Genomic DNA, 21,631 nt, shown 5'->3' on the forward strand with positions numbered 1-21,631 from the left:
TGCTCAAGGGCGAGCTTGGCTGGCTCTGAGGGGCTACAGGCTATCCGGCCCGGACCATGGCTCACGCCACGCTCCAAGGCCGATCATCGTCAATCACGGCCTCAAAGGAAACATACAAGGGGCGAGGTGAGAAACCCAATCTTCACGCGGGTGTGCCTATCTGCTAGAGACCCGCCATTCCCGGAGGAATTTCCATGCGTACCGCCAAGATTGCCCGCAAGACCAATGAGACGCAGATCGAAGTCTCGATCGACCTTGACGGTACCGGTGAGCATAACATGCTGACGGGCATTGGTTTTTTCGACCACATGCTGGATCAGCTGTCGCGGCATTCGCTGATCGACATGGATGTGCGGTGTACCGGCGATCTGCACATCGACTTTCACCACAGCGTGGAGGATGTGGGGATCGCGCTGGGCCAGGCGATCAAGCAGGCGCTGGGCGACAAGCGGGGTATTCGCCGCTATGCCTCGGCCGATCTGCCGATGGATGGTACGCTGACGCGGGCGGCGCTGGATGTTTCGGGGCGGCCGTTCCTGGTGTTTCGCGCCGAATTTTCGCGCGACAAGGTGGGCAAGCTGGACACTGAGCTGTTCCGTGAATTCTGGCAAGCCTTTGCAATCAATGCAGGAATTACGCTGCATATCGAGAATTTCTATACCGACAACAACCACCATCTCGCAGAGTCCATGTTCAAGGCGGTGGCGCGGGCCTTGCGCGATGCGGTCGAAATCGATCCTCGGGCCGCGGATCGGGTGCCGTCCACCAAGGGAACGCTCTGAGGCTTTTGTTTTCGGGCCTTTTGCACTAATTGACTTCCAACAAACGGTGTCACCCCGGCTCAAGGCCGGGATGGCATCGAATATTTGGAGCGTCCATTGACCCTCTACGCTATTTTCGATCCTAAGCCGGCAAGCTTCGCTTTGCCTGCGGTCGTGCCCGCAAAGTTCTTCTGGTTTGCTGCGATCCTGCCGCCGGTCTTCCTGGGCGTCCATCGGCTTTGGCTTGAGCTTGCCGCATGGTTGCTCGGTTTTGCCATGCTTGTTGTGGCGTCCATTGTTTTGGGCGGGGTAGCAGCGTTCTCGCTCTATATCCTCGGCGCGATATGGCTGGGGTTCGCGGCACCCGATTTGATCCGGCGCGCCTTGCTGCGTCGTGGCTGGACGGCTCGCGGCGAGCGAGTGGCCTATAGCGCCGACATGGCCCAACTGGAGGCGATCCGATGAGTTCGGTTGCAATCATCGATTACGGCGCGGGCAATCTGCACTCTGCCGCCAAGGCATTCGAGCGTATGGCCGCAGATGTCGGCGAGATGGATGTCCTGGTGACGGCCGACCCGGAACTGGTGCGCAAGGCCGATCGCATCATGCTGCCGGGCGTTGGGGCCTTTGCCGATTGTAAGGCCGGGCTCGATGCCGTGCCGGGCATGGTGGATGTGCTGGAAGAAAAGGTCATCCGGGGCGGCACGCCGTTTTTGGGCGTCTGCGTCGGCATGCAGTTGATGGCCTCCGAAGGCCGCGAAAAGGCTGTGACACCGGGCCTTGGCTGGATTCCCGGCGCCGTGGAACGCATCAGGCCGAACGATCCGAGCCTCAAGATTCCGCATATGGGGTGGAACAACATTTCTGTTGTGAAGCCTCATGCGGTGCTGGAGGGGATTCCGGATGGACCCGATGGGCTGCATGCCTATTTCGTCCACTCCTACCATCTGGTGACCGAGATTGCTGACATGCGTATCGCCACCACCGATTACGGTGGGACGGTGACGGCCTGCGTCGGGCGGGACAATCTGTTCGGGGCGCAGTTTCACCCGGAGAAATCGCAGGCCCTGGGTCTCAAACTGATCGAAAATTTCCTGAGGTGGACGCCGTGATTCTTTTTCCTGCCATCGACCTCAAGGACGGTCAGTGCGTGCGCCTGAAGCTGGGCGACATGGATCAGGCGACCGTGTTCAACGACGATCCTGCGGCGCAGGCCAAGTCGTTCGAAGAACAGGGCTTTGAATATCTCCATGTAGTTGATCTAAATGGCGCTTTTGCCGGTGAGAGCCGCAATGGCGAGGCGGTCGAGGCGATCCTGAAAGCGGTCGACTTCCCCGTGCAACTGGGCGGCGGCATCCGGACGCTCGACCATATCGAGGGCTGGCTCGACAAGGGTCTGGCGCGCGTAATCCTCGGTACGGTTGCGGTGCGCGATCCGGCGTTGGTCAAGGAAGCCGCCAGGCGCTTTCCTGGCCAAATTGCTGTCGGCATCGATGCGCGCGGCGGCATGGTTGCGGTGGAGGGCTGGGCGGAAACCTCCGAGCTTTCGGTGATCGAACTCGCCAAGCGCTTCGAAGGCGCAGGCGTCGCGGCGATCATCTATACCGATATCGACCGGGATGGCGTGCTGGCGGGGATCAACTGGGATTCAACGCTGGAACTGGCGCGGGCAACCACGATCCCGGTGATCGCTTCGGGTGGCCTTGCATCCATGGATGATATCGAACGCATGACGCGCCCGGAATACCGGGTGTTGGAGGGGGCAATCTCCGGCCGCGCACTTTATGACGGCAGGATTGTTTCACGTGAAGCACTCGCCATGCTGAAGGCGGCCGCATGACGCTCAAGACCAGACTGATCCCGTGCCTCGACGTGATGAATGGCCGCGTCGTCAAGGGCGTGCAATTCGTTGATCTGCGCGATGCCGGCGACCCGGTGCAGGCAGCGATAGCCTATGACGCCGCAGGCGCGGATGAACTGACTTTCCTTGATATTGCCGCGAGCCACGAGGGACGCGAGACGATTTTCGATGTGGTGTCGCGCACCGCTGAGCACTGCTTCATGCCGGTGACGGTTGGTGGCGGCGTGCGCACCATTGAGGATATTCGCAAGTTGCTGCTGGCGGGCGCCGACAAGGTCGCCATCAACTCGGCGGCAGTGAGCGACCCCGATTTCATTTCGCGCGCCGCCGACAAGTTCGGCAATCAGTGCATCGTGGTTTCGGTGGATGCCAAGCAGCGGCTGGACCAGCAGGTTGGCGGTGACAATCGCTCCGAATGGGAAATCTTCACCCATGGCGGGCGCAGGCCGAGCGGACTCGATGCGGTGGAATTTGCCGTGCGCATGGTCGAACGCGGCGCAGGCGAGTTGCTGGTGACCTCGATGGATCGCGATGGGACCAAATCCGGGTTTGACCTGGGCCTCACGCGCAGCATCGCCGATGCGGTGGAAGTTCCGGTCATTGCATCGGGCGGCGTCGGTTCGCTGCAGGATCTGGTGGATGGGGTCAAGGAAGGGCACGCCAGCGCGGTTCTCGCGGCGTCGGTTTTTCACTTCGGCACCTTCACCATTCCCCAGGCCAAGCAATATCTGCGCGACCATGGGGTGGCTGTGCGGATGGATGGCGCGGCTTAAGTTGTATTTGCACCAGCCGCCATTTCCACCACAAGGTCATTCCCGCGAAGGCGGGAATCTCCGTTTTCTTTCCTCGATATAGCGACGGGGCCCCGCTTTCGCGGGAATGACACCGTGGATATCAATCACTGACCTGGCGCGGAGTGCGTTCCATGACCCTAGAAGAGCTTGAAAACCGCATCGCCAGCCGGGCCGCTGCTTCCCCTGATGAAAGCTACACCGCCAAGCTGATCGGGCGCGGCATCGAAAAATGCGCGCAGAAGCTGGGCGAGGAAGCGACCGAAGTCGTGATCGCGGCGGTGACCGGCAATCGGTCCGAACTGGTCAAGGAAGCGGCCGACGTGCTCTATCACCTGCTGGTCGTGCTCAAGGCCGCCAATGTGCCGCTTGAGGCGGTGATGGCCGAACTTGATACGCGCACGGCTCAATCGGGCCTCGCCGAAAAAGCCTCCCGCGGGGACCAGAGCTGATGGCCAAGCGCCCGGAGGTGCTGGCGCCTTACCATCATTTCACCACGGCACAATGGAGCGCCCTGCGCGCCGACGAGCCGATGACGCTCGACGCCGACGACATCAAGCGGCTGCGTACGCTGAGCGATCCGATATCGCTTGAGGAAGCCGAAGAGATCTATCTGCCGCTGACGCGCCTGCTGTCGTTCTACGTCGAAGCCATCCAGCATCTGCACAGTGTTTCGACGCGTTTCCTCGAAGCGGCTGACCAGAAGGTGCCGTTCATTATCGGGGTGGCGGGTTCGGTGGCGGTGGGGAAATCCACCACGGCGCGTATCCTGCAGGCCCTGCTGCAGCGCTGGCCTTCCAGCCCCAAGGTCGATCTGGTGACGACGGACGGGTTCCTGTACCCCAATGCGGTGCTGTCCGAGCGCGGCATCATGGAGCGCAAGGGCTTTCCTGAGAGCTATGACCGCCCCCGCTTCGTGCAGTTCCTTGCCGATATCAAGTCCGGCCGGGGCCATGTGCCGGTGCCCGTCTATTCGCACCTGGTCTATGACGTGGTGGAAGGCAGCGAAATCGTCATCGATCGCCCCGACATTTTGATCGTCGAGGGGCTCAATATCCTGCAGCCGGGCGAATTGCCCCGTACCGGCAAGCCGATCCTGTTCGCGTCCGATTTCATCGATTTCTCGATCTTTATCGATGCGGAGACGGAGGATCTCGAAACCTGGTTCATGGAGCGGTTCTTTCGCTTGCGCGAAACGGCATTCCGGGACCCGAATTCGTTCTTCCGCCGCTTTGCCGAAATGAGCGAGGCGGAAGCGGGAGAGTTCGGGCGAAAAGTGTGGCGCACGATCAATCTGCCCAATCTGCTGGACAATGTGCTGCCCACGCGCGGCCGGGCTGACCTGATCCTCAAGAAGGGCAAGAGCCATTTGATCGAGGATGTGCAGCTGCGGCGGGTTTGAGGGATAGGGCTTCGAAGGTTCTTTTGCTCCTTCGTCCCTCAGAGTGAGGGGTGGTGACGCCCATCGGCTCAAGCCCTGAGACTGAACCCCTCATCCGGCCCTGCGGGCCACCTTCTCCCCTCAGGGGAGAAGGGAAAGAGGCATCCTGATCGAAGTGTGTACCTGCGCCAAGATTGAGGGCTGGTGTGTTGTCGGCCTTTCAATTTCACCGCGTCATTCCCGCGAAAGCGGGAATCTCACTGCCCTTGGGCCACAAAAGTGAGATTCCCGCCTTCGCGGGAATGACGACGTGGCCGACAAGGAAGACGATGTGGCTGACAAGGAAGTCATGTCGTCACACAGCTTAATAGGTACCCGGCTGGGGTTGGCTGAAGACGATCTGGTTGCCGTCGGGGTCGCGGAATTTGGCGGTCTTGAAGAAATCGCCGACCGATTTTGCGACGGGCGTCATTCCTTGCAGGGCGAGCCGGCCGAGTTCCTCGGCTATGTCGTCGACGATCAGGGTCAGGCTCGAAGCACCGGCGCGGTCGCCATCGGTGTGGATCTGCACCCAGCCGCCGCCGGGCAGTTTCCATTCGGCTACATCACCCATGGGGCGGGCGTCGGCAGGCCGGCCAAACAGGCGCTCATAGAACTCAAGCGCCTCGCTCATATCGTCCACCGCTATGCCCGCCAGCGCGTTGGTGATGGTCAAATCAACACTCCCCCAAAGACTGCCAACTCCATCCTAGCATGGTGTCCGCATTGGGGCACGGCTGTTGGCGTTTTGCCACAGCGCTGCTATAGCCCAAGCCGAACAGGGGAGACGGCAATGGCAGATCTGCGGGTGGTGGTAGCGGGCGCAGGCGGACGCATGGGCGTCGCCAATATCTGCGCAGTGACTGCAACGCCTGGGCTTGTGCTGCATGCCGCAATCGATCGCCTGGGTTCGGCGGCCATCGGCCGGGACGCAGGATTGGTGGCTGGCATCGAGGCACTCGATGTTGCCATCAGCGACGACATGAATGCGGGCCTCGAAGGCGCCGATATCATCGTTGATTTCACCGCGCCTGCAGCCAGCGTGGCGCTGGCGCAGGAGGCGGCGCGGCGTGGTCTGGTTCATATCATCGGTACGACCGGCTGTTCCGAAGCCGATGACGCCGCGATAGCGCAGGCGGCAAGCGAGGGCGCGCGGATCGTCAAATCGGGCAATTTTTCCATGGGCATGGTGGTGCTGGCCAACCTCGTGGAGCGGGCGGCGCATGCGCTGGCCGATTACGACATCGAAATATTGGAAATGCACCATAACAAGAAGGTCGATGCGCCGTCCGGCACGGCGCTGCTGCTGGGGGACGCTGCGGCCAAGGGGCGTGACATTGCGCTTAGGGATCATTCGGTTCGCGTCCGGGATGGTCATACCGGGCCGCGCGAGGCCGGCACGATCGGCTTTGCCACGCTGCGCGGCGGCAACGTCGTCGGCGATCACATGGTGATCCTGGCCGGGCAGTCGGAGCGGATCGAGCTGAACCACCGCGCGCAGGACCGCACCATCTATGCCAATGGCGCGGCTCGGGCGGCGCTGTGGGCCGCCGGGCAAGGCGCCGGACTTTATACAATGGTCGACGTGCTCGGCCTTGCGAACTGAACCAGAAGGAAACGATATGACCGGCACCCTGATCCTCGTGCGCCACGGCCAGAGCGAGTGGAACCTCAAGAACCTCTTTACCGGCTGGCGCAACCCGAACCTGACCGAGCTTGGGGAAACCGAAGCCCGCGAGACGGGCAAGGCGCTCAAGGCCAAGGGGATCGTGCCGGATCTTTACTACACCTCCGCGCTGCGCCGGGCCCAGCATACGCTGGACCTGATGCTGGAAGAGATGGAGATCCTCAACGTCACCATCACCCGCAACATCGCACTCAACGAGCGCGATTATGGCGATCTGGCCGGGCTCAACAAGGACGATGCGCGCGCAAAATGGGGTGAGGAGCAGGTGCTGATATGGCGCCGGTCCTACGACGTGCCCCCTCCGGGCGGCGAAAGCCTCAAGGACACGGCGGCCCGCACCCTGCCCTATTACGAAAGCGAAATCCTGCCCCAGCTCAAGGCCGGCAAGACCATCCTGATCGCGGCGCATGGCAATTCCCTGCGGGCGCTGGTGATGGCCATCGAAGGGCTGACGCCGGAGGAGATCCTGAAGCGCGAGATCGGAACGGGCGAGCCGACGATTTACCGGATCGGGGCGGATGGAGCGCTTGAGGAGCGGGTGGAGGTTTAGGGGGAGCCTGCACCTGCCGAATCACAGCGTCATTCCCGCGAAAGCGGGAATCCCACTTATATGTAGAAGGAAGTGAGGTTCCCGCTTTCGCGGGAATGACCCGGTGGGGAGGCGGGAACGGAAGGTTGGCGAGGGTGCCGCACGGCGGGTTCAGCCTAATGCGCCGCCGAGATCACGCCGGCTTCCCAGCCGAGGATCGCGCGTTTGCGGGGGACGCCCCAATGGTAGCCGGTGAGGGCGCCGGTGCTGCCGACGACGCGGTGGCAGGGCACCACGAAGGAAATCGGGTTCTTGCCGACGGCGGCGCCGACGGCGCGGGAGGCGGTCGGGCGGCCGATATGGCTGGCGACGCTCTGATAGGTCGTCGCCTTCCCTACCGGTATCTTGAGCAGCGTTTCCCAGACTTTTACCTCGAAATCGGTGCCGATCAGCACGATGCGCACGGGGCGGTCGGCGGACCATTGCCGGGGATCGAAGGACTGCGCGACCATGGGCGCGATGGCCTGGTCGTTGCGCGTGAACCGGGCATTGGGCCAGCGGTTGGCCAGATCGGCGAATGCCGCTTCGATGCTCGTTTCGTCATCGGCAAAGCCGATGCCGGACATGCCGTATTCGGTGGCGGTCACCACGGCGGTGCCGAAAGGCGATGGGGCGGCGCCCCAGATCATGTCGAGCCCCGCGCCGCCGGTGCGGAAGATGCCGGGCGGCATGGCCTCGTAGGTGACGAACAGATCATGTAGCCGCGAGGTCGAGCTCAGGCCGACTTCGTAGGTGGTGTCGAGCACGCTTTCCTTCTGGCGCAGCAAGGACTTAGCATGGTCGAGCGCTACGGCCTGGGCGAAGCTCTTGGGGCTGAGGCCGCACCAGCGGCGGAAAAGATCGGTCAATTGCCGCTCGCTCAAGCCCAGTGACAGGGCGAAACGGCTCAGATCGGCAACGTCCGGGCCATTCTCGCTGAGATAGCGGATGGCGGCGCGAATCGTGTCGTAGTCCGAGCTAGGGGTCATGCGGGTCATCTGGTTCATCGGGACACCCTTGATGGTTTGGGTGCTCTCTTTAGGCGCAGCAGGGCTGCCGCGCGACCCGGTTTTGACGCGTTGGTGTCAGGCTGCGCGGGCCTTGCGCAAGGCCGTGCCGAGCGCCTTGGCGAAGCTCGATTTGTCGTCGCTATTGAGGAAGGTGCCGATTTCCAGCTCGTCCTTGCAGGTGCGTAGCCACATGGCCACGGTCTTTTCGTCGGCGTCCCGATCCAGCACGAGCCGAACGGTCTTGGGATTGAACCGGCGCAGCGTCCGGTCGCCCTTGGCGTCGGTGGCGACCCATTCGATCTGCTCGGGCCATACGGTGACATGCTCGCGCCGCTTGCCCTGGCGCAGCGAAAGATAGAGGGCCGCGCCGGTGGCAAGGGCGGTCGCGGCCATTAGCGCTGCAATGGGCCACAGGCCCAGCGAGATCATGCTGAGACCCGGTATGGCGGCAAACAGCAGGCACAGGCTGGTCACCAGCGTGACGCCGCGCGAACCGAGCGAGCGGTGGGGCGTAAGCTCTGCTGAAAACAGCGGCGTTGTGGTTGTGGCTTGCATTGGCATGATGGCCTCTCCAACGGTAACTATAACGGCAGAACGCAGGAAGAGAAAATGGTTGCCTTGAAAAAAGTGAAGAGCCTGTCCAGGGCCGAGATAGCTGCAATATTCCAGCGTTTCCATGAAATTGAACCTGATCCAAAGGGCGAGCTCGAATATGTGAACGTGTTCACGCTTTTGGTCGCGGTGGTTCTGTCCGCGCAGGCCACTGACGCGGGCGTCAACAAGGCGACTCGCAAGCTGTTCGAGCTGGCCCCTTCGCCTGCCGCCATGGTGGCACTTGGGCCCGAGGCGATCGAACAGCATATCAAGACCATCGGGCTTTACCGCACCAAGGCCAAGAACGTTTACCTGCTGAGCCAGCAGCTACTGGAGCGGCACAATGGCGAGGTGCCGGCCGACCGGGAGGCGCTCGAGGCCTTGCCGGGCGTGGGGCGCAAGACCGCCAATGTGGTGCTCAATATCTTCTTCGGGCAGCCAACGATGGCTGTGGACACCCATGTGTTCCGGGTGGGTAACCGAACCGGAATGGCCACCGGGGCCACGCCGCTGGCGGTGGAGCAGAAGCTGATGAAGGTTATTCCGCAAGCCTATATGCTGCACGCCCATCACTGGCTCATTCTGCATGGGCGCTATATCTGCAAGGCCAGAACGCCCGAATGCTGGCGGTGCCCGATTGCGCAATGGTGCCGCTACGAGCCCAAGACGCCGCCGCCAAGGGTGGCGAAGTAAGCGCCCTTCAGGAGCCGTAGCCGCGTGCCATGGCGGCGGCGAAGATCAGGATGAACACCAGAAAGCCGGCTTGCAGGTGAATGAAGCGCCGGCTGGCGGCGATTTCGCCCATTGGTGGGACGTATGAGGGGTTTTCGGCGAGGCTTTTGGCCCAGCGGCGAATCGCCAGAGTGGGCGGCACGGTCAACAGGCCCATCAGCAGGAATGCCGCCATCTTGCCCCAGAACATGTGGTTGCCGACGTAATATTCCCAGCCGCTGGCGCCGAAGATGACCCGGATTATGCCAATGATGATGACCACGCCCGCGGCGGCACCGTAGACACCATCGATGCGGCCCAGCTGCTGAACAACGGGCGCGGCAAGGCCCGGCCGTATCAGCGCGAATTCCACCGCGAAAATAGCCACCAGCGTGAACACCGCAAGATGGTGCGCAATTGCGAGGATCAGATCGATATCCATTGGTTTAAACCCGGATGTATGTTATCGTCGCTTACATCTAGTACCAGAGAAGTAAGCGATGTCAACATCTACCAATGCGCCCTATCATCATGGTGATTTGCGGCGTGCCTTGCTCGAGGCGGCGTTGGTGATCCTGGAGCGAGACGGAGAGGCTGGCATTCAATTGCGCGACCTCGCCCGGGCGGTCAATGTTTCGCCCGCTGCGCCTTATCGGCATTTCGATAGCCGGGCTGCCCTGCTCGAATCGCTGGCGGTGATCGGCTTCCAGCGTTTTACCCGCAAGATGGAAGAGGCCGCCGCGGTCAACCCGCCTCAGCTGCGCACAGTGCTGGGCCGCACCTATGTGCAATTTGCGCTGGATAATCCCGAACTGTTTCGGCTGATGTTTTCTCCCCAGGTGCGCAAGGACAATCGCCCCGGGCTGCGGATGGCAGCGGACGCTGCCTTCGCCACGCTGCGCCACGTGACGGGGGAAGATACAAAATCCAACCGCATTGCCGCACTTGGTGCCTGGGCTAGGGTGCATGGCCTCGCCGTATTGCTGCTCGATGGCCAGATCGCGATGCGGGTTGGCGACGACGTGCACCAGTTGATCGATGCGGTCCTCGATGACCTCTAGCCACCCCTGCCCTGTACAGATCGCCTGCGCCTGCTAGAACGAGGCTGAGGCAAGGAAACGGCATTTGGACGAGAAGCATTATTTCATTGCCGGACAGGGATTTCCCGCGCCAGCACTGGCGCCGGGACTCTACGTGGTCGCCACTCCCATCGGCAATCTGCGCGACATCACGATCAGGGCGCTGGAAACCCTGGCGGCCGCTGCGGTCATCCTGTGTGAGGACACGCGCATGTCAGCCCGCCTGCTCGACCACTACGGCATCAAGGGCCGGCGGATCGCGCTGCATGAACACAATGAGCGGGCCAAGGCCGACGAAATCGTGGGGCATATAGCGGCGGGACAAGCGATTGCGCTGATCTCCGATGCCGGGACGCCGCTGTTGTCGGACCCCGGTTTCCCATTGATTCGCGCCATGGCCGAAGCCGGGCGGCCGGTATTTCCCATTCCCGGCGCCTCGGCGCTGCTGTCGGCGCTGGTGGTCGCGGGCCTGCCCACCGATGCGTTTGCCTTTCATGGGTTCCTGCCGTCCAAGGCTGGGGCGCGCGGCAATGCACTCAAGGCGCTGAGGGATTCACGTGAAACCATGGTGTTCTACGAAAGCCCGCGGCGGCTTGACGATACGCTGGCAGCCATGGCCGAAATCTGGGGCGACCGGCAGGCGGCGGTGGCGCTGGAACTGACCAAGCGCTTCGAGCGGGTGCATCGTGGGAGCCTTGGCGATCTGGCGGCCGAATTTGCCGAGGGTGACACCAAGGGCGAGGCGGTGATCGTGGTGGCCGGTGCGTCCGAGGCCGCAGCCCCCGATGCTGCCGATTGGCAGGCCGAACTTGCCGAACAGATGGCCGGACAGCCGCTGCGGGCGGCGGTGGACGCCGTGACGGAACAATTCGGGCTCAAGCGCAAGGAAGTCTATGATGCCGCCCTCAGGCTCAAGGCTCAAGAGTAAGGCGCGCATTGCTGCGCACCTTGATGGACATCGGGCGGAAGCGCTGGCCGCTTGGTTCCTGCGGCTAAAATTCTATCGAATTGTCGCGACGCGCTACAAGACGCCGGTTGGCGAGATCGACCTCGTGGCCGAACGCTTCGGGGTGACGGTGTTCGTCGAGGTCAAGGCGCGCCGGCAGGCGAGCAGCATGGCCGAGGCCCTGGTTGCGGTCAACCAGCAGCGGATCGTGCGGGCAGCACGATATTGGACGGCCAAGCACCCGGCCAAGGCCGGAGGCAACATGCGGTTCGACGTAATTTTCCTTGCGCCGCGGCAATGGCCGCGCCATGTCATCAATGCGTTCGATGCCTCTGCCTGAGGCGCCGCGCCTGACACTCAGTTTTCAGCGCCAAGAGGCCAATGATGCTCAAAGTCGCGGTCCAGATGGACCATGTCGCCACCATCAATCCGCGCGGTGACTCAAGTTTCGCCATGATGCTCGAGGCCCAGGCACGGGGCCACCAATTGCTCCACTATACGCCCGACACACTGGCGCTGCGGGGCGATGTGGTTTCGGCGCTGGCGCAGCCCATCACGGTGACGGATGCGCCAAAGGGCGAGCATTTCACGCTGGGCGAGGCGAAGCGGGTGGATCTGTCGAGCCAGGACGTGATCCTGATGCGCCAGGACCCCCCATTCGACATGAACTACATCACCATCACGCACCTGCTGGAGCGGCTGCATCCCCGGACGCTGGTGGTCAATCCGCCGGCGGCGGTGCGCAACGCGCCCGAAAAGATCCTCGTCACCGAATTCCCCGAGCTGATGCCGCCGACGCTGGTGACGCGCGATCGGGGGATGATCTACGATTTCCGCAAGGAGCACGGCAACATCATCGTCAAGCCGCTCTACGGCAATGGCGGGGCGGGTGTGTTCTTCATTCAGGAAGGCGACCACAATCTCGCCAGCCTGCTCGAACTGTTCGAGAACAACTACCGCGAACCCTTCATGATCCAGAAATACCTGCCCGACGTGCGCAAGGGCGACAAGCGGATCATCATCATCGATGGCGAAGCGGTGGCGGGGCTCAATCGTATTCCCGCCGATGGGGAAGCTCGCTCCAACATGCATGTGGGCGGGCGTCCGGAATTCATCGAATTGACGGAGCGCGACCGCGAAATCTGCGCTGTCATCGCGCCGGCGCTGAAGGAGCGCGACATGATCTTTGTCGGCATCGACGTGATCGGGGATTATCTCACCGAGATCAATGTCACCTCCCCCACCGGCATTCGCGAGATCAAGCGCTTCGGCGGGCCCGATATCGCGGTGCTGATCTGGGATGCGATCGCGAAGCGTCGCGCCTGAGGTGCAGCGCGTTGGCGGTCAGGCGGCCGCCAACTGCTTGCGCTTGAGCAGGCCGTCATTGAGGAAGGTCCCCAGGGGGATGAAGGCGGCAAGGGTGGTGCGCGCCCATTCCCAGCCGCTGAAGCCACGGCCCCAGAGGCAAACGAGCATGGCAACCAGGTAGATGACGAAGGCTGCGCCGTGGATCATTCCAATTGACGGCACCAGTGCCGGATTGCCGAACACATATTTGAGCGGCATGGCGATGAAGAACAGGGCCAAGGTGGTGATGCCTTCGAAAAGGCCGATTGCGCGGAAGATCTTGATCATGGGGCAATCCTAGCCAAAGACTGGCCAGCCAGAAACGCGACGCATAGCCGCTCATACGTCATCACCCTTGCTTTTCGGCACGGGAAGATTATTTTAGAAGCATTCTAAATCCATTTTGCAGGCCGCCCATGTTCATCCAGACCGAAGCCACGCCCAATCCTGCGACGCTCAAGTTCCTGCCCGGTCGCGATGTCCTGGTTGGCGAACCGCGAGATTTCCGCGGCGCCGAGGCGGCGGTCAATTCGCCGCTGGCGCAGGGCCTGTTCGCCATTTCTGGCGTGACCGGGGTGTTCCTTGGCTCCGATTTCATCTCCGTGACCAAGGATGACACCAACTGGGCCCATATCAAGCCGGCCATTCTCGGCGTGATCATGGATCACTTCCTTTCGGGCAAGCCGGTAATCGTTGAAGGCGGCGCCGAGGTGCTCAATCTCGACGAAGTCGAAGAGTTCTTCGAAGAGGAAGACAGCGAAACCGTTGAGGTGATCAAGGAATTGCTGGCGACGCGCGTTCGCCCGGCCGTTGCCATGGATGGCGGCGACATCATCTTCAAGGGCTTCAAGGAGGGCACCGTGTTCCTCCATATGCAGGGCGCATGCTCTGGCTGCCCGTCCTCGACGGCGACGCTCAAGAGCGGCATCGAGAACCTGCTCCGCCACTTCGTGCCGGGTGTGGAAGGCGTGCAGCAGGTTTAGCCTATTCAAGTTTGCAGCAGGTTTAAGGGCCCGGTGAGAGATCGCCGGGCTTTTTGTTTGGGCTGGTATAGATGCCTAGAGTGCGCCGCTTTTGGTGGGCTCGGGGGCCCAAGACCTCATGGTGAGCTTGTCGAACCACGAGGTCGAGCGAGTGGAGATTTGGTGCCACGACCTCGTGGTTCGACAAGCTCACCATGAGGTCTACTGGGCAAATCTGATTTCGTGTGGTGTATACTAAGCTGTGCATCCCGTCGGCACCAGGTGACGGTACGACTTCGGCGGTTTGGATACCCATTTATCTCACCACATCCACTGTGCTTCCCCCGGACTTGATCCGGGGGCCACTCTCAGCGCGGCACAAGCGGGGAAAGGCCCTCGGATCAAGTCCGAGGGAAACAATTGTGGGTGGGATACCATCGGCACTCACCTCTCTTGCGTCCGCAAACCTCAGGCCTTCGGCAGCCACTTCTTTTCGATCTTGCAGACCACCGTGTAGGCGGGGTCGAACACATTGCCGATTTCGTAGCGGACCACCTGGCCCAGCAGATGGCTCGCTGCGACCGGTGACAGCCCGTAGGCGCTGGTGAGCCAATCGAACATTTCGGTGGTGGCGTGTTGCAGCGCCTGCTCGAGCGGGCGGGCGTTGCCGACGGTGAAGATGGCTTCGGCGTCCTCGCCGCGCGGCCAGTTGGGCTTGTGGCCCTTAAGGACGCTGAGGCGGATTTCCACTTCCATGGCGGTTTCGACGCCGGTTCCGACGATCTCGCCGTCGCCCTGGATGGCGTGGCAATCGCCCAGGAAGAACAGTGCGCCCGGAACTTCGACCGGGAAATAGGCCGTGGTACCCGGTCGGAAGCCGCGATAATCCATGTTGCCGCCATTCTCGGCGCTGGTGGCGGTGGAGAAGGCCTGACCCAGGCTGGGGGCGACGCCGAAGCAGCCGATCATGGGATCGAGCGGCAGGACGAAATGCTCCAGACCGGCCACGGGCTCCTTGAGCCGGGCGGTCAGGGCATCTGTGTCGATGATCCAGTCGGCTTTTTCGCGCGGTGGCAGGTCGCGCACGCGCTCGGGGTCCACGACGTTGGCCGCGAGCACCTGGCGCGTCCAGCCGGTGGTGCGGATCGGCGTCAGCCGGATGATCTCGACCACCAGAGCGTCACCCTGCTCGGCACCGGACACGAAGATCGGGCCGTTCATCGGGTTTGGACCGGGCCAGCGGGCTGTTCCATCCTTGTCATAGCCCGCAGCGTCTATGGTCTGGGTAATGACCGTATCGCCATCGGCGATGCGCAGCGCAGGAGGAACCGTTCCCAACACATTGTGCCATGTGGTGGGAGTGAAGCGATGGGTCGTCATGAAGGCTCCTATTCGGCCGCGGCCTTTTGTTCGGGCGAGCGCTGGTCGGTGATGGCGAGCGGTTCGATGCCCACCCTCTTGCGGCGTATGCGCAGGCGCTTGATGCGACGGCTGTCGGCCGCCAGCACTTCGAACTCGAAACCGTCGAGCTTGTTGACGCGCTCGCCGCGCTTGGGCACGTGGCCGGCCAGATCGAACACCAGACCGCCGATGGTATCCACCTCCTCGGCATATTCGCCGGGGTCGAAATCGGGGCCGAGCATGATGCGCACATCGTCCAGTTCGGCACGCGCGTCGGCGATAAAGGTATCGGCGCCGACCTTGCGGATCAGCGAGGCGGCCAGTTCGTCGTGCTCGTCCTCGATCTCGCCGACGACGGCTTCCAGCAGGTCCTCGATGGTCACGAGACCGTCGGTGCCGCCATATTCATCGACCACGATGGCCATATGGACGCGGGAGGCGCGCATGGATTGCAGCAGGTCTCCCACCGGCATGAAGGTGGGCACGAACATGGCGGTGCGCACCAGCTCAATCCGGTTGATCTTCTGCTTGAGCACGCTCGAAACGAGCTTGACCGGCACATCCTTGGTCGGATCGGTCACCGCCTCGGTGATCTTGCCCAGCGTGTCCTTGACGTGAACGAAGCCAAGGATGTTGTCGAGCCCATCGTCATAGACCGGAAGACGGGAATGGCCCACCTGGCGGAACTTGGCGAGGAGCGTGCCCAGGTTCGCATCGGCCTCGATGGCCTGGATGTCACTGCGCTCGACCATGACGTCGCCGACCGAGACGTTGGACAGCTTGAGCACGTTTTGCAGGATCGTGCGTTCGCTCTCGGAGAAATCCGCGGTCTCAGCACTCCCCTGCTCGTCCAGCGCGACCTGAAGATCGTCGCGCAGCGAAACCGTGCCGCGCGCCAGCATGGCCTTGATGCGGTTCCAGATTGTTGGCCCCCGCGTGGTGACGGAGGCGGGACTAGAAGGAGGCTCGGGATTGGTGGGCGCCGAGGGGCCCGGACTGTCGCTATCGCTCATAATGTGTCGCCGCATATGCGGCTTATCGATCCTTGAAACGGAAATGACGCACCCAGTGTAAGGGTTCCGCGCTATTGCGCATAGGGGTCACCGACCCCAAGGCTCCCCAATATCTGGGTTTCGAGGCTCTCCATTTGAAGGGCCTCCGCGTCGGTAAGGTGATCATAGCCTAAAATGTGCAAAAATCCATGCACCACCAGGTGAGTGAAGTGATCTGTGAACGAGACGCCCTGCTCGGCCGCTTCGCGCTCCAGGGTTTCGCGCGCGAGGGTAATGTCGCCGATTATGCCGATAACCGGGCCGAACGGCTCGATCTGGGGGAAGCTCAGCACATTGGTAGGGCTGTCCTTGCCGCGCCACTCACGATTGAGTGCGTGCTGCTCCTCGTCATTGGTGAGCAGGATCGACAGCTCCGCCGCGCCCTTGACCTTGGCCTTGGACTGCTTGAGGGCTTCGAGCACGGCGCGCTCGGCCAGAGGATCGAGATCCTCCGGCCAGGCGTCATCATTGCGAATAACGGCGACTTCCAACGGCAAAGCGGTCAGCGGACGACCCCTTCGGTAGCCTTTTCGGCGAGCTTCTTGGCCGTATCGGCTTCGTAGGCGCGCACGATGCGGCCAACCAGGGCATGGCGGACCACGTCCTTGTCGTTGAAGCGGCTGACATGGACGCCTTCGACGCCATCCAGCAGGTGCACGGCTTCCACGAGGCCCGATTTCTCGCCGCGCGGCAGATCGACCTGGGTCGGATCGCCGGTGACGATCATCTTGGAGTTTTCGCCCAGGCGCGTCAGGAACATCTTCATCTGCATCGAAGTGGTGTTCTGGGCTTCATCGAGGATGACCACGGCATTGGCCAGCGTGCGGCCACGCATGAAGGCCAGCGGGGCGACTTCGATAATGCCCGAGGTGATGCAGCGCTCGACGTTTTCGGGCTTCATCATGTCATAGAGCGCGTCATAGAGTGGGCGCAGGTAGGGATCGACCTTTTCCTTCATGTCGCCGGGGAGGAACCCCAGGCGCTCGCCGGCTTCAACGGCCGGGCGGGACAGGATGATGCGGTTGATATCGCCGCGCTCCAGCAGGGACGCTGCATGGGCCACGGCGAGATAGGTCTTGCCCGTACCGGCAGGGCCGACGCCGAATACCAGTTCGCTCCGCTCCATGGCCCGCATATAGGCGTCCTGTGCGGGGGTGCGCGCGACAATGGTGGATTTGCGCGTGGCGATCTGCGCCATCCGCACCTTGCCCTTGCGCTCAAGGGTGGGGAGGGTGAGCTGGGAATCCTCGGTCTGGATCATGCGGATGACGCCATCGACATCGGAGATGTCGACCGTGCGGCCTTCCTCAAGTGATCCATAGAGCGATTCCAGCACCCGGCGCGCCTGGTCCACCGCCGAGGCGGCACCCTTGAGCAGCACGTGATTGCCGCGCGGCGTGGCCGAGACCTTGAGCCGCTGTTCGATCAGCGCCAGGTTCTGGTCGAAGTCGCCATACAGCTGCGCTGCCAGGCGATTGTCATCAAAAGCAAGTTCGAGTTGGGATGCGAGTGCGTTGTCTGCTGTGGGGGACAAATGCCTGCTCAAACTGGTGTGGCTCCACAAGGGTAGCGCGGTGCGGGCTTGCGCCGCGGATGAGATAACGAGGCTAGGATGAATTTCGTGCCGTGTCTGTAGCAATATTGTGACGCAACACAGCCAAGGCAAGACCCGCCCTTCATATCTTGCGGCGCTCGATCCGAGCAGGCAGAGTGCCGAAAAATAACAAGGACATTGCCATGCCCACTGCGCTGACGCTTTCCGGTTCCATCCGCAAGGGATCGTACAACCGGATGCTGCAGGGGCATATGGACCGCAAGCTTGCTGAAGCCGGCGTTTCGGTCACTTCGATCGACCTCGCCGATTTTACCATGCCGATCTTCAACGAGGATCTCGAAGCTGATTCGACCCCCAAGGCCGCGCGGCAACTGGCCGAGCTGTGGCGCAGTCACGACATCGTCTTCATCGCCACGCCTGAATATAACGGCGGCGTGCCGCCACTGGTGGTCAACACCATCACCTGGCTGAGCCGGCAGAAACCGAGCCCGTTTCGGCACGCGGTGTTCGGCATGGGCGGCATCAGCTCGGGCAAATATGGGACCATCTGGTCGCTGAGCCACCTACGCGATTCGCTGAGCAAGCTGGGCGCGCTGGTGGTGCCGACGCTGCTGGGCATTGGCCCGGCCGATGAAGCGATCGATGCCGCTGGAAATTTCGTCGAGCCTGCAATCATCCGCAAGGTCGACCAGATGGTGCACGAACTTACCCATTTCAGCCGGGGGTGAGTTTCATGCGCGCGCTCTATGTCACCCACCCACAGGTTGCAATCGACGCCAATGTGCCAGTCCCGCTCTGGGGCCTGTCGGAACTGGGGCGCGAACGGGCGAGGCTCTTTGCCGGCAGGGGCGTCGTGCCCAAGGGTGCCATGATCTTTTCGAGCCGCGAAAGCAAGGCGATGGAATTGGCCGATATATTGGCGGACGCCGCCGGGGCGTTGGTGCTGAGCGATCATCTGATGGGCGAGAACGATCGCAGCGCTACCGGTTTCCTGCCGCCTGTGCTGTTCGAAGAAACTGCCGACCGGTTCTTTGCCGAACCCGACAGGAGCGTTGACGGCTGGGAACGCGCGATCGATGCGCAGCAACGGATCGTCGATACGGTCCGCACGGCATTGGCGTGTGTGCCCGAAGCGACGCCAGCGGTATTTTGCGGCCATGGCGCGGTCGGCACCCTGCTCAAGTGCCATGTGGCGGGGCGCCCCATTTCGCGCGCCGAGGACCAGAGCCGGCACGGCGACAAGGGCGGTGGCAATTGCTTCGTGTTCGACCTCGAAGCGAGGGTGCTGGAATGCGAGTGGACGGCAATGGAAAATTTCGCGCCCGGCTGGTTCGCATGAGCGTTCCAGTTGTGCCCCCTGCCCTTTTGCTCTAGTCACCACGACACAGCAAAAATCGGAGGAAGACTCATGGCAGGCCAGTTGATCGTGGGGCTGGATGTTTCATCGCGCGCCCGCGCCGAGGAAATCGTGTCCCTCTTGGGCGATGCAGTGGACTTCTACAAGATCGGCTACCAGTGCTTCTACGGCGCCGATGGCTATGCGCTGGGCAAGGCCCTGATCGCTGCGGGCAAGCGGATTTTCTTCGACCTCAAGCTGCTCGATATCGATAACACGGTGGAAAAAGGCGTCGCGGCTTTCGCCGAGACCGGCGCGACCATGCTGACCGTCCATGCCTATCCCAAGACCATGCGCGCGGCGGCCAAGGCAGCCGCGGGCTCGAGCCTCTGCGTGCTGGGCGTTACGGTGCTGACCTCGATGGACGACGCCGACGTCAAGGAAGCCGGCTATGAGCGCGATGCGGCAGGGCTGGTCGCCTTGCGGGCGCAGCAGGCGCGAGACGCGGGCATTGGTGGCGTGGTGAGTTCGCCGCATGAAGCCGAGATGGTGCGCACCATTGTGGGCCCCAAGCTGGCTATCGTGACGCCCGGCATTCGCCCGGCGGGCGCGGCCAGTGGCGATCAGAAGCGCATCATGGGGCCGGCCGACGCGCTGGCTGCCGGTGCGACCCATTTGGTGGTGGCGCGGCCGATCATCGAAGCGGCCGATCCGGCAGCAGCGGCACGGGCAATCCTCGCCGAGATGAACACCGGATCAAGGCTTGCATGATGCGCTATTCGGCCTGCATCGACATGATGTTCGTCGGCGAAACCAGCAATGTCGCCGAACGCATCCATCTGGCCAAGGCGGCCGGCATGGATGCGGTGGAATTCTGGCTGTGGTCCAACAAGGACCTCGACGCCATCGAGGATGCACTAGGCGCCACCGGGCTGACGCTGGCCGGGATCGTGGCCGAGCCCTTTGCCGAACTGACGCGCAGCAGCGACCATGACCGGTTTCTGGAGGGGCTCGCCAGGAGCCTGGAAGTGGCGAGGCGCCTGGGCACCAAGGTGATGATTGCCCAGGCCGGGCCGGAACTGGCAGGCGTGCCGCGTCAGGACCAGCACGATGCGCTGGTGGAAGCCATGCGGCGGTCGGCGGATGTGCTGGAAGGCTCGGGCGTGCGACTGGCGCTGGAGCCGCTCAATACGCTGGTGGATCACAAGGGGTATTACCTGCACTCGACCGCCGAAGGTCTCGATATCGTCGATGAAGTTGGCCGCCCCGAGATCGCGCTGCTCTACGATCTTTATCATTCCATGGTGATGGGCGAGGACACGGCTTCGGTCCTGGCCGGCCGGGTGGACCGGATCGCCCATATTCACGTGGCCGATCATCCGGGGCGCAATGAGCCGGGCACCGGGGGCTTGCCGCTGCGGCAAAGCCTCGAGTGGCTGGTGGCACAGGGCTATGGCGGCTATGTCGGGCTGGAATTCCGGCCGACAGGTGAAACGGCGGCAGCGTTGCAGCAGACGCGGTCCTTACTGGGGTAAGGACCCCTACCCTGCCAGCCCGTGCTCGCGGCTGAGGTCGGCCAGATCAAGTTGCGGGCGGGCGCCGACGTGGGAAATTACTTCGTGCGCGGCAAGGCAGCCGGTCTTGAGTGCTGATTCAAGGGTCTGGCCGCGCGCCATGCCCAACAAGAACCCCGAAGCAAACAGATCGCCTGCGCCAGTCGCGTCCACAACCCGGTCAATCGGGAAGGCCGGGACCGAAGTGATTTCGCCATTGTAGATGGCCATGGCGCCATCGGCGCCCATGGTGACAGCCGCAAGCTCTGCGTCCTTGGCGATTTCGCGCACGGCTTCGCCGAGGTCATCGGTCTGGTACAGCGATTTGAGCTCGTGGACGTTGGCAAACACGTAATCGACGGTCTTGGAGCGGATGAGATCCAGGAACTCGGCGCGATAGCGGTCGACGCAGAATGGGTCCGACAGGGTGAATGCCGCGGCGCGCTCATTCTTGTGGGCGTAGTGGGCGGCCAGCACGAACGCCTTCTTGGCTTCCACCGGGTCCCACAAAAAGCCTTCCATATAGGTGATACCAGCCGAGCCGATCTCGTCGGGCTTGATGTCGCTTTCGGTCAGCTGGTGGCAGGCGCCCAGATAGGTGTTCATGGTGCGCTCGCCGTCTTCGCTCAGGAAGATCATCGAGCGCGCCGTCAGGGCGCCGTTCTCGAGGCGGGAGGTGGCGTAGTGCACGCCGATGGCATCGAGATCGGCCTCGAACACATCGCCCAGCGGATCGTCGGCGACCTTGCCGACGAAAGCGGCGCGTCCGCCCAGCGAGGCAACGCCCGCGGCGGTGTTGGCGGCACTGCCGCCTGATATCTGCTGCCGGCCCAGCGGCATCTTGCGGTAAAGCTCTTCGGCCCGATCGGTATCGATCAGGTGCATGATGCCCTCGGTCATGCCTTCGCGTTCGATGAATCCCGGCTCGACCGGCGCAATGATGTCGACGATTGCGTTGCCGATGGTGAGGACGTCGAAGCGGGTCTGGGTCATGCGG

The 21,631-nt window shown here is 62.5% G+C and carries 29 protein-coding genes; 19 read left to right on the forward strand and 10 right to left on the reverse strand.

All coding sequences use genetic code 11. The features are described from left to right. Positions 1 to 194 precede the first annotated feature (194 nt). The 7 genes from hisB to coaA all read left to right on the forward strand — a co-directional run bounded on the left by hisB (position 195) and on the right by coaA (position 4,815). Positions 195 to 782 carry an imidazoleglycerol-phosphate dehydratase HisB gene (gene hisB / locus C8264_RS19840; RefSeq protein ID WP_108462724.1) on the forward strand — a complete coding sequence of 196 codons (588 nt, stop codon included), beginning with the start codon at positions 195 to 197 and terminating at the stop codon, positions 780 to 782. A 96-nt stretch (positions 783 to 878) separates the two neighbouring features. Continuing rightward, positions 879 to 1,226: a DUF2628 domain-containing protein gene (locus tag C8264_RS19845; RefSeq protein ID WP_108462725.1), complete on the forward strand. Its 348-nt coding sequence runs from the start codon at positions 879 to 881 to the stop codon at positions 1,224 to 1,226. Further along, the gene (gene hisH / locus C8264_RS19850; protein ID WP_108462726.1) at positions 1,223 to 1,873 is read left to right on the forward strand and encodes an imidazole glycerol phosphate synthase subunit HisH; all 651 of its coding nucleotides are present in this window, start codon (positions 1,223 to 1,225) and stop codon (positions 1,871 to 1,873) included. Before C8264_RS19845 ends, hisH begins: the two co-directional genes overlap by 4 nt. Beyond that, entirely contained in the window at positions 1,870 to 2,601 is a 732-nt protein-coding gene (gene hisA, locus C8264_RS19855; protein WP_108462770.1) for a 1-(5-phosphoribosyl)-5-[(5-phosphoribosylamino)methylideneamino]imidazole-4-carboxamide isomerase, read from the forward strand. Before hisH ends, hisA begins: the two co-directional genes overlap by 4 nt. Then, a complete protein-coding gene (hisF, locus tag C8264_RS19860; protein ID WP_108462727.1) occupies positions 2,598 to 3,395 on the forward strand; it encodes an imidazole glycerol phosphate synthase subunit HisF in 798 nt (265 codons plus the stop codon). The genes hisA and hisF overlap by 4 nt, the downstream gene beginning before the upstream one ends. Before the next feature lie 152 nt (positions 3,396 to 3,547). Beyond that, on the forward strand, positions 3,548 to 3,865 hold the full coding sequence (locus tag C8264_RS19865; RefSeq protein WP_425430703.1) for a phosphoribosyl-ATP diphosphatase: 318 nt from the start codon (positions 3,548 to 3,550) through the stop codon (positions 3,863 to 3,865). Continuing rightward, on the forward strand, positions 3,865 to 4,815 hold the full coding sequence (gene coaA / locus C8264_RS19870) for a type I pantothenate kinase (RefSeq protein WP_108462729.1): 951 nt from the start codon (positions 3,865 to 3,867) through the stop codon (positions 4,813 to 4,815). Before C8264_RS19865 ends, coaA begins: the two co-directional genes overlap by 1 nt. A 343-nt stretch (positions 4,816 to 5,158) precedes the next feature. Here the strand turns inward: coaA and C8264_RS19875 are convergent, their stop codons facing one another. Beyond that, positions 5,159 to 5,509: a VOC family protein gene (locus C8264_RS19875; protein WP_108462730.1), complete on the reverse strand. Its 351-nt coding sequence runs from the start codon at positions 5,507 to 5,509 to the stop codon at positions 5,159 to 5,161. A gap of 117 nt (positions 5,510 to 5,626) precedes the next feature. Between C8264_RS19875 and dapB the strand changes: the two genes are divergently transcribed. Together dapB and C8264_RS19885 are read left to right on the forward strand one after the other, a co-directional pair. Further along, positions 5,627 to 6,439 (forward strand): 4-hydroxy-tetrahydrodipicolinate reductase, encoded by an 813-nt coding sequence (gene dapB, locus C8264_RS19880; RefSeq protein WP_108462731.1) that lies wholly within the window; start codon positions 5,627 to 5,629, stop codon positions 6,437 to 6,439. A 16-nt stretch (positions 6,440 to 6,455) separates the two neighbouring features. Further along, positions 6,456 to 7,070, forward strand: a complete 615-nt coding sequence (locus C8264_RS19885) for a 2,3-bisphosphoglycerate-dependent phosphoglycerate mutase (RefSeq protein WP_108462732.1) — start codon at positions 6,456 to 6,458, stop codon at positions 7,068 to 7,070. Positions 7,071 to 7,225: 155 nt separating this feature from the next. Here the strand turns inward: C8264_RS19885 and C8264_RS19890 are convergent, their stop codons facing one another. Together C8264_RS19890 and C8264_RS22310 are read right to left on the reverse strand one after the other, a co-directional pair. After that, a complete protein-coding gene (locus C8264_RS19890; protein ID WP_108462733.1) occupies positions 7,226 to 8,095 on the reverse strand; it encodes a methylated-DNA--[protein]-cysteine S-methyltransferase in 870 nt (289 codons plus the stop codon). Positions 8,096 to 8,173: 78 nt separating this feature from the next. Then, on the reverse strand, positions 8,174 to 8,659 hold the full coding sequence (locus C8264_RS22310) for a DUF2244 domain-containing protein (RefSeq protein WP_162783795.1): 486 nt from the start codon (positions 8,657 to 8,659) through the stop codon (positions 8,174 to 8,176). Between the two features lie 48 nt (positions 8,660 to 8,707). On the opposite strand from C8264_RS22310, the gene nth reads away from it, so the two are divergent. Beyond that, on the forward strand, positions 8,708 to 9,385 hold the full coding sequence (gene nth / locus C8264_RS19900) for an endonuclease III (protein WP_205245738.1): 678 nt from the start codon (positions 8,708 to 8,710) through the stop codon (positions 9,383 to 9,385). A 7-nt stretch (positions 9,386 to 9,392) separates the two neighbouring features. On the opposite strand, the gene C8264_RS19905 is transcribed toward nth, so the two are convergent. Beyond that, entirely contained in the window at positions 9,393 to 9,845 is a 453-nt protein-coding gene (locus tag C8264_RS19905; RefSeq protein ID WP_108462735.1) for a DUF2214 family protein, read from the reverse strand. A gap of 58 nt (positions 9,846 to 9,903) precedes the next feature. On the opposite strand from C8264_RS19905, the gene C8264_RS19910 reads away from it, so the two are divergent. The 4 genes from C8264_RS19910 to gshB all read left to right on the forward strand — a co-directional run bounded on the left by C8264_RS19910 (position 9,904) and on the right by gshB (position 12,754). Continuing rightward, complete coding sequence (locus tag C8264_RS19910) at positions 9,904 to 10,464, forward strand: TetR/AcrR family transcriptional regulator (RefSeq protein WP_108462736.1); 561 nt, start codon at positions 9,904 to 9,906, stop codon at positions 10,462 to 10,464. A 64-nt stretch (positions 10,465 to 10,528) separates the two neighbouring features. Continuing rightward, positions 10,529 to 11,410, forward strand: a complete 882-nt coding sequence (gene rsmI, locus C8264_RS19915; RefSeq protein ID WP_108462737.1) for a 16S rRNA (cytidine(1402)-2'-O)-methyltransferase — start codon at positions 10,529 to 10,531, stop codon at positions 11,408 to 11,410. Then, the gene (locus C8264_RS19920; RefSeq protein WP_245893408.1) at positions 11,379 to 11,768 is read left to right on the forward strand and encodes a YraN family protein; all 390 of its coding nucleotides are present in this window, start codon (positions 11,379 to 11,381) and stop codon (positions 11,766 to 11,768) included. Before rsmI ends, C8264_RS19920 begins: the two co-directional genes overlap by 32 nt. 41 nt (positions 11,769 to 11,809) lie before the next feature. Further along, positions 11,810 to 12,754 carry a glutathione synthase gene (gene gshB, locus C8264_RS19925; protein WP_108462739.1) on the forward strand — a complete coding sequence of 315 codons (945 nt, stop codon included), beginning with the start codon at positions 11,810 to 11,812 and terminating at the stop codon, positions 12,752 to 12,754. Positions 12,755 to 12,772: 18 nt separating this feature from the next. Here the strand turns inward: gshB and C8264_RS19930 are convergent, their stop codons facing one another. Further along, complete coding sequence (locus C8264_RS19930; RefSeq protein WP_205245739.1) at positions 12,773 to 13,063, reverse strand: DUF3817 domain-containing protein; 291 nt, start codon at positions 13,061 to 13,063, stop codon at positions 12,773 to 12,775. Between the two features lie 128 nt (positions 13,064 to 13,191). Here C8264_RS19930 and C8264_RS19935 point away from each other — a divergent pair, with 128 nt between their 5' ends. Then, a complete protein-coding gene (locus C8264_RS19935; protein ID WP_108462740.1) occupies positions 13,192 to 13,758 on the forward strand; it encodes a NifU family protein in 567 nt (188 codons plus the stop codon). Positions 13,759 to 14,205: 447 nt separating this feature from the next. On the opposite strand, the gene C8264_RS19940 is transcribed toward C8264_RS19935, so the two are convergent. The 4 genes from C8264_RS19940 to C8264_RS19955 form a co-directional block, all read right to left on the reverse strand. Then, complete coding sequence (locus C8264_RS19940; protein ID WP_108462741.1) at positions 14,206 to 15,117, reverse strand: acetamidase/formamidase family protein; 912 nt, start codon at positions 15,115 to 15,117, stop codon at positions 14,206 to 14,208. An 8-nt stretch (positions 15,118 to 15,125) separates the two neighbouring features. Further along, on the reverse strand, positions 15,126 to 16,151 hold the full coding sequence (locus C8264_RS19945; protein WP_245893409.1) for a hemolysin family protein: 1,026 nt from the start codon (positions 16,149 to 16,151) through the stop codon (positions 15,126 to 15,128). A 71-nt stretch (positions 16,152 to 16,222) separates the two neighbouring features. Next, positions 16,223 to 16,687, reverse strand: a complete 465-nt coding sequence (gene ybeY, locus C8264_RS19950) for an rRNA maturation RNase YbeY (RefSeq protein ID WP_108462742.1) — start codon at positions 16,685 to 16,687, stop codon at positions 16,223 to 16,225. Positions 16,688 to 16,692: 5 nt separating this feature from the next. Next, a complete protein-coding gene (locus C8264_RS19955; RefSeq protein WP_245893410.1) occupies positions 16,693 to 17,724 on the reverse strand; it encodes a PhoH family protein in 1,032 nt (343 codons plus the stop codon). A gap of 203 nt (positions 17,725 to 17,927) precedes the next feature. Here C8264_RS19955 and C8264_RS19960 point away from each other — a divergent pair, with 203 nt between their 5' ends. From C8264_RS19960 to C8264_RS19975, 4 genes are all read left to right on the forward strand, one after another. Continuing rightward, positions 17,928 to 18,473 (forward strand): NADPH-dependent FMN reductase, encoded by a 546-nt coding sequence (locus C8264_RS19960; protein ID WP_108462744.1) that lies wholly within the window; start codon positions 17,928 to 17,930, stop codon positions 18,471 to 18,473. 5 nt (positions 18,474 to 18,478) lie between these two features. Beyond that, positions 18,479 to 19,084: a histidine phosphatase family protein gene (locus tag C8264_RS19965; RefSeq protein WP_108462745.1), complete on the forward strand. Its 606-nt coding sequence runs from the start codon at positions 18,479 to 18,481 to the stop codon at positions 19,082 to 19,084. 69 nt (positions 19,085 to 19,153) lie between these two features. Further along, positions 19,154 to 19,852 (forward strand): orotidine-5'-phosphate decarboxylase, encoded by a 699-nt coding sequence (gene pyrF, locus C8264_RS19970; protein ID WP_108462746.1) that lies wholly within the window; start codon positions 19,154 to 19,156, stop codon positions 19,850 to 19,852. Further along, positions 19,849 to 20,616 (forward strand): hydroxypyruvate isomerase family protein, encoded by a 768-nt coding sequence (locus tag C8264_RS19975; protein ID WP_108462747.1) that lies wholly within the window; start codon positions 19,849 to 19,851, stop codon positions 20,614 to 20,616. The genes pyrF and C8264_RS19975 overlap by 4 nt, the downstream gene beginning before the upstream one ends. Before the next feature lie 6 nt (positions 20,617 to 20,622). Here C8264_RS19975 and C8264_RS19980 read toward each other — a convergent pair whose 3' ends face one another. Next, positions 20,623 to 21,627 (reverse strand): adenosine kinase, encoded by a 1,005-nt coding sequence (locus C8264_RS19980; protein ID WP_108462748.1) that lies wholly within the window; start codon positions 21,625 to 21,627, stop codon positions 20,623 to 20,625. Between the last annotated feature and the right edge of the window lie 4 nt (positions 21,628 to 21,631).

This window comes from Devosia naphthalenivorans, from assembly GCF_003056355.1.
Taxonomy (GTDB): domain Bacteria; phylum Pseudomonadota; class Alphaproteobacteria; order Rhizobiales; family Devosiaceae; genus Devosia; species Devosia naphthalenivorans.

Bases quoted from the DNA above. Each gene is read 5' to 3' on its own strand.
- coaA (WP_108462729.1), top strand. From the start codon at position 3,865: ATGGCCAAGCGCCCGGAGGTGCTGGCGCCTTACCATCATTTCACCACG.
- gshB (WP_108462739.1), top strand. From the start codon at position 11,810: ATGATGCTCAAAGTCGCGGTCCAGATGGACCATGTCGCCACCATCAAT.
- hisH (WP_108462726.1), top strand. From the start codon at position 1,223: ATGAGTTCGGTTGCAATCATCGATTACGGCGCGGGCAATCTGCACTCT.
- C8264_RS19935 (WP_108462740.1), top strand. From the start codon at position 13,192: ATGTTCATCCAGACCGAAGCCACGCCCAATCCTGCGACGCTCAAGTTC.
- hisF (WP_108462727.1), top strand. From the start codon at position 2,598: ATGACGCTCAAGACCAGACTGATCCCGTGCCTCGACGTGATGAATGGC.
- C8264_RS19920 (WP_245893408.1), top strand. From the start codon at position 11,379: ATGCCGCCCTCAGGCTCAAGGCTCAAGAGTAAGGCGCGCATTGCTGCG.
- C8264_RS19865 (WP_425430703.1), top strand. From the start codon at position 3,548: ATGACCCTAGAAGAGCTTGAAAACCGCATCGCCAGCCGGGCCGCTGCT.
- C8264_RS19890 (WP_108462733.1), bottom strand. From the start codon at position 8,095: ATGAACCAGATGACCCGCATGACCCCTAGCTCGGACTACGACACGATT.
- C8264_RS19930 (WP_205245739.1), bottom strand. From the start codon at position 13,063: ATGATCAAGATCTTCCGCGCAATCGGCCTTTTCGAAGGCATCACCACC.
- C8264_RS19965 (WP_108462745.1), top strand. From the start codon at position 18,479: ATGCGCGCGCTCTATGTCACCCACCCACAGGTTGCAATCGACGCCAAT.
- C8264_RS19980 (WP_108462748.1), bottom strand. From the start codon at position 21,627: ATGACCCAGACCCGCTTCGACGTCCTCACCATCGGCAACGCAATCGTC.
- dapB (WP_108462731.1), top strand. From the start codon at position 5,627: ATGGCAGATCTGCGGGTGGTGGTAGCGGGCGCAGGCGGACGCATGGGC.
- C8264_RS19910 (WP_108462736.1), top strand. From the start codon at position 9,904: ATGTCAACATCTACCAATGCGCCCTATCATCATGGTGATTTGCGGCGT.
- C8264_RS19975 (WP_108462747.1), top strand. From the start codon at position 19,849: ATGATGCGCTATTCGGCCTGCATCGACATGATGTTCGTCGGCGAAACC.
- nth (WP_205245738.1), top strand. From the start codon at position 8,708: ATGGTTGCCTTGAAAAAAGTGAAGAGCCTGTCCAGGGCCGAGATAGCT.
- C8264_RS19960 (WP_108462744.1), top strand. From the start codon at position 17,928: ATGCCCACTGCGCTGACGCTTTCCGGTTCCATCCGCAAGGGATCGTAC.
- C8264_RS19945 (WP_245893409.1), bottom strand. From the start codon at position 16,151: ATGAGCGATAGCGACAGTCCGGGCCCCTCGGCGCCCACCAATCCCGAG.
- C8264_RS22310 (WP_162783795.1), bottom strand. From the start codon at position 8,659: ATGCCAATGCAAGCCACAACCACAACGCCGCTGTTTTCAGCAGAGCTT.
- C8264_RS19905 (WP_108462735.1), bottom strand. From the start codon at position 9,845: ATGGATATCGATCTGATCCTCGCAATTGCGCACCATCTTGCGGTGTTC.
- C8264_RS19885 (WP_108462732.1), top strand. From the start codon at position 6,456: ATGACCGGCACCCTGATCCTCGTGCGCCACGGCCAGAGCGAGTGGAAC.
- hisB (WP_108462724.1), top strand. From the start codon at position 195: ATGCGTACCGCCAAGATTGCCCGCAAGACCAATGAGACGCAGATCGAA.
- pyrF (WP_108462746.1), top strand. From the start codon at position 19,154: ATGGCAGGCCAGTTGATCGTGGGGCTGGATGTTTCATCGCGCGCCCGC.
- C8264_RS19940 (WP_108462741.1), bottom strand. From the start codon at position 15,117: ATGACGACCCATCGCTTCACTCCCACCACATGGCACAATGTGTTGGGA.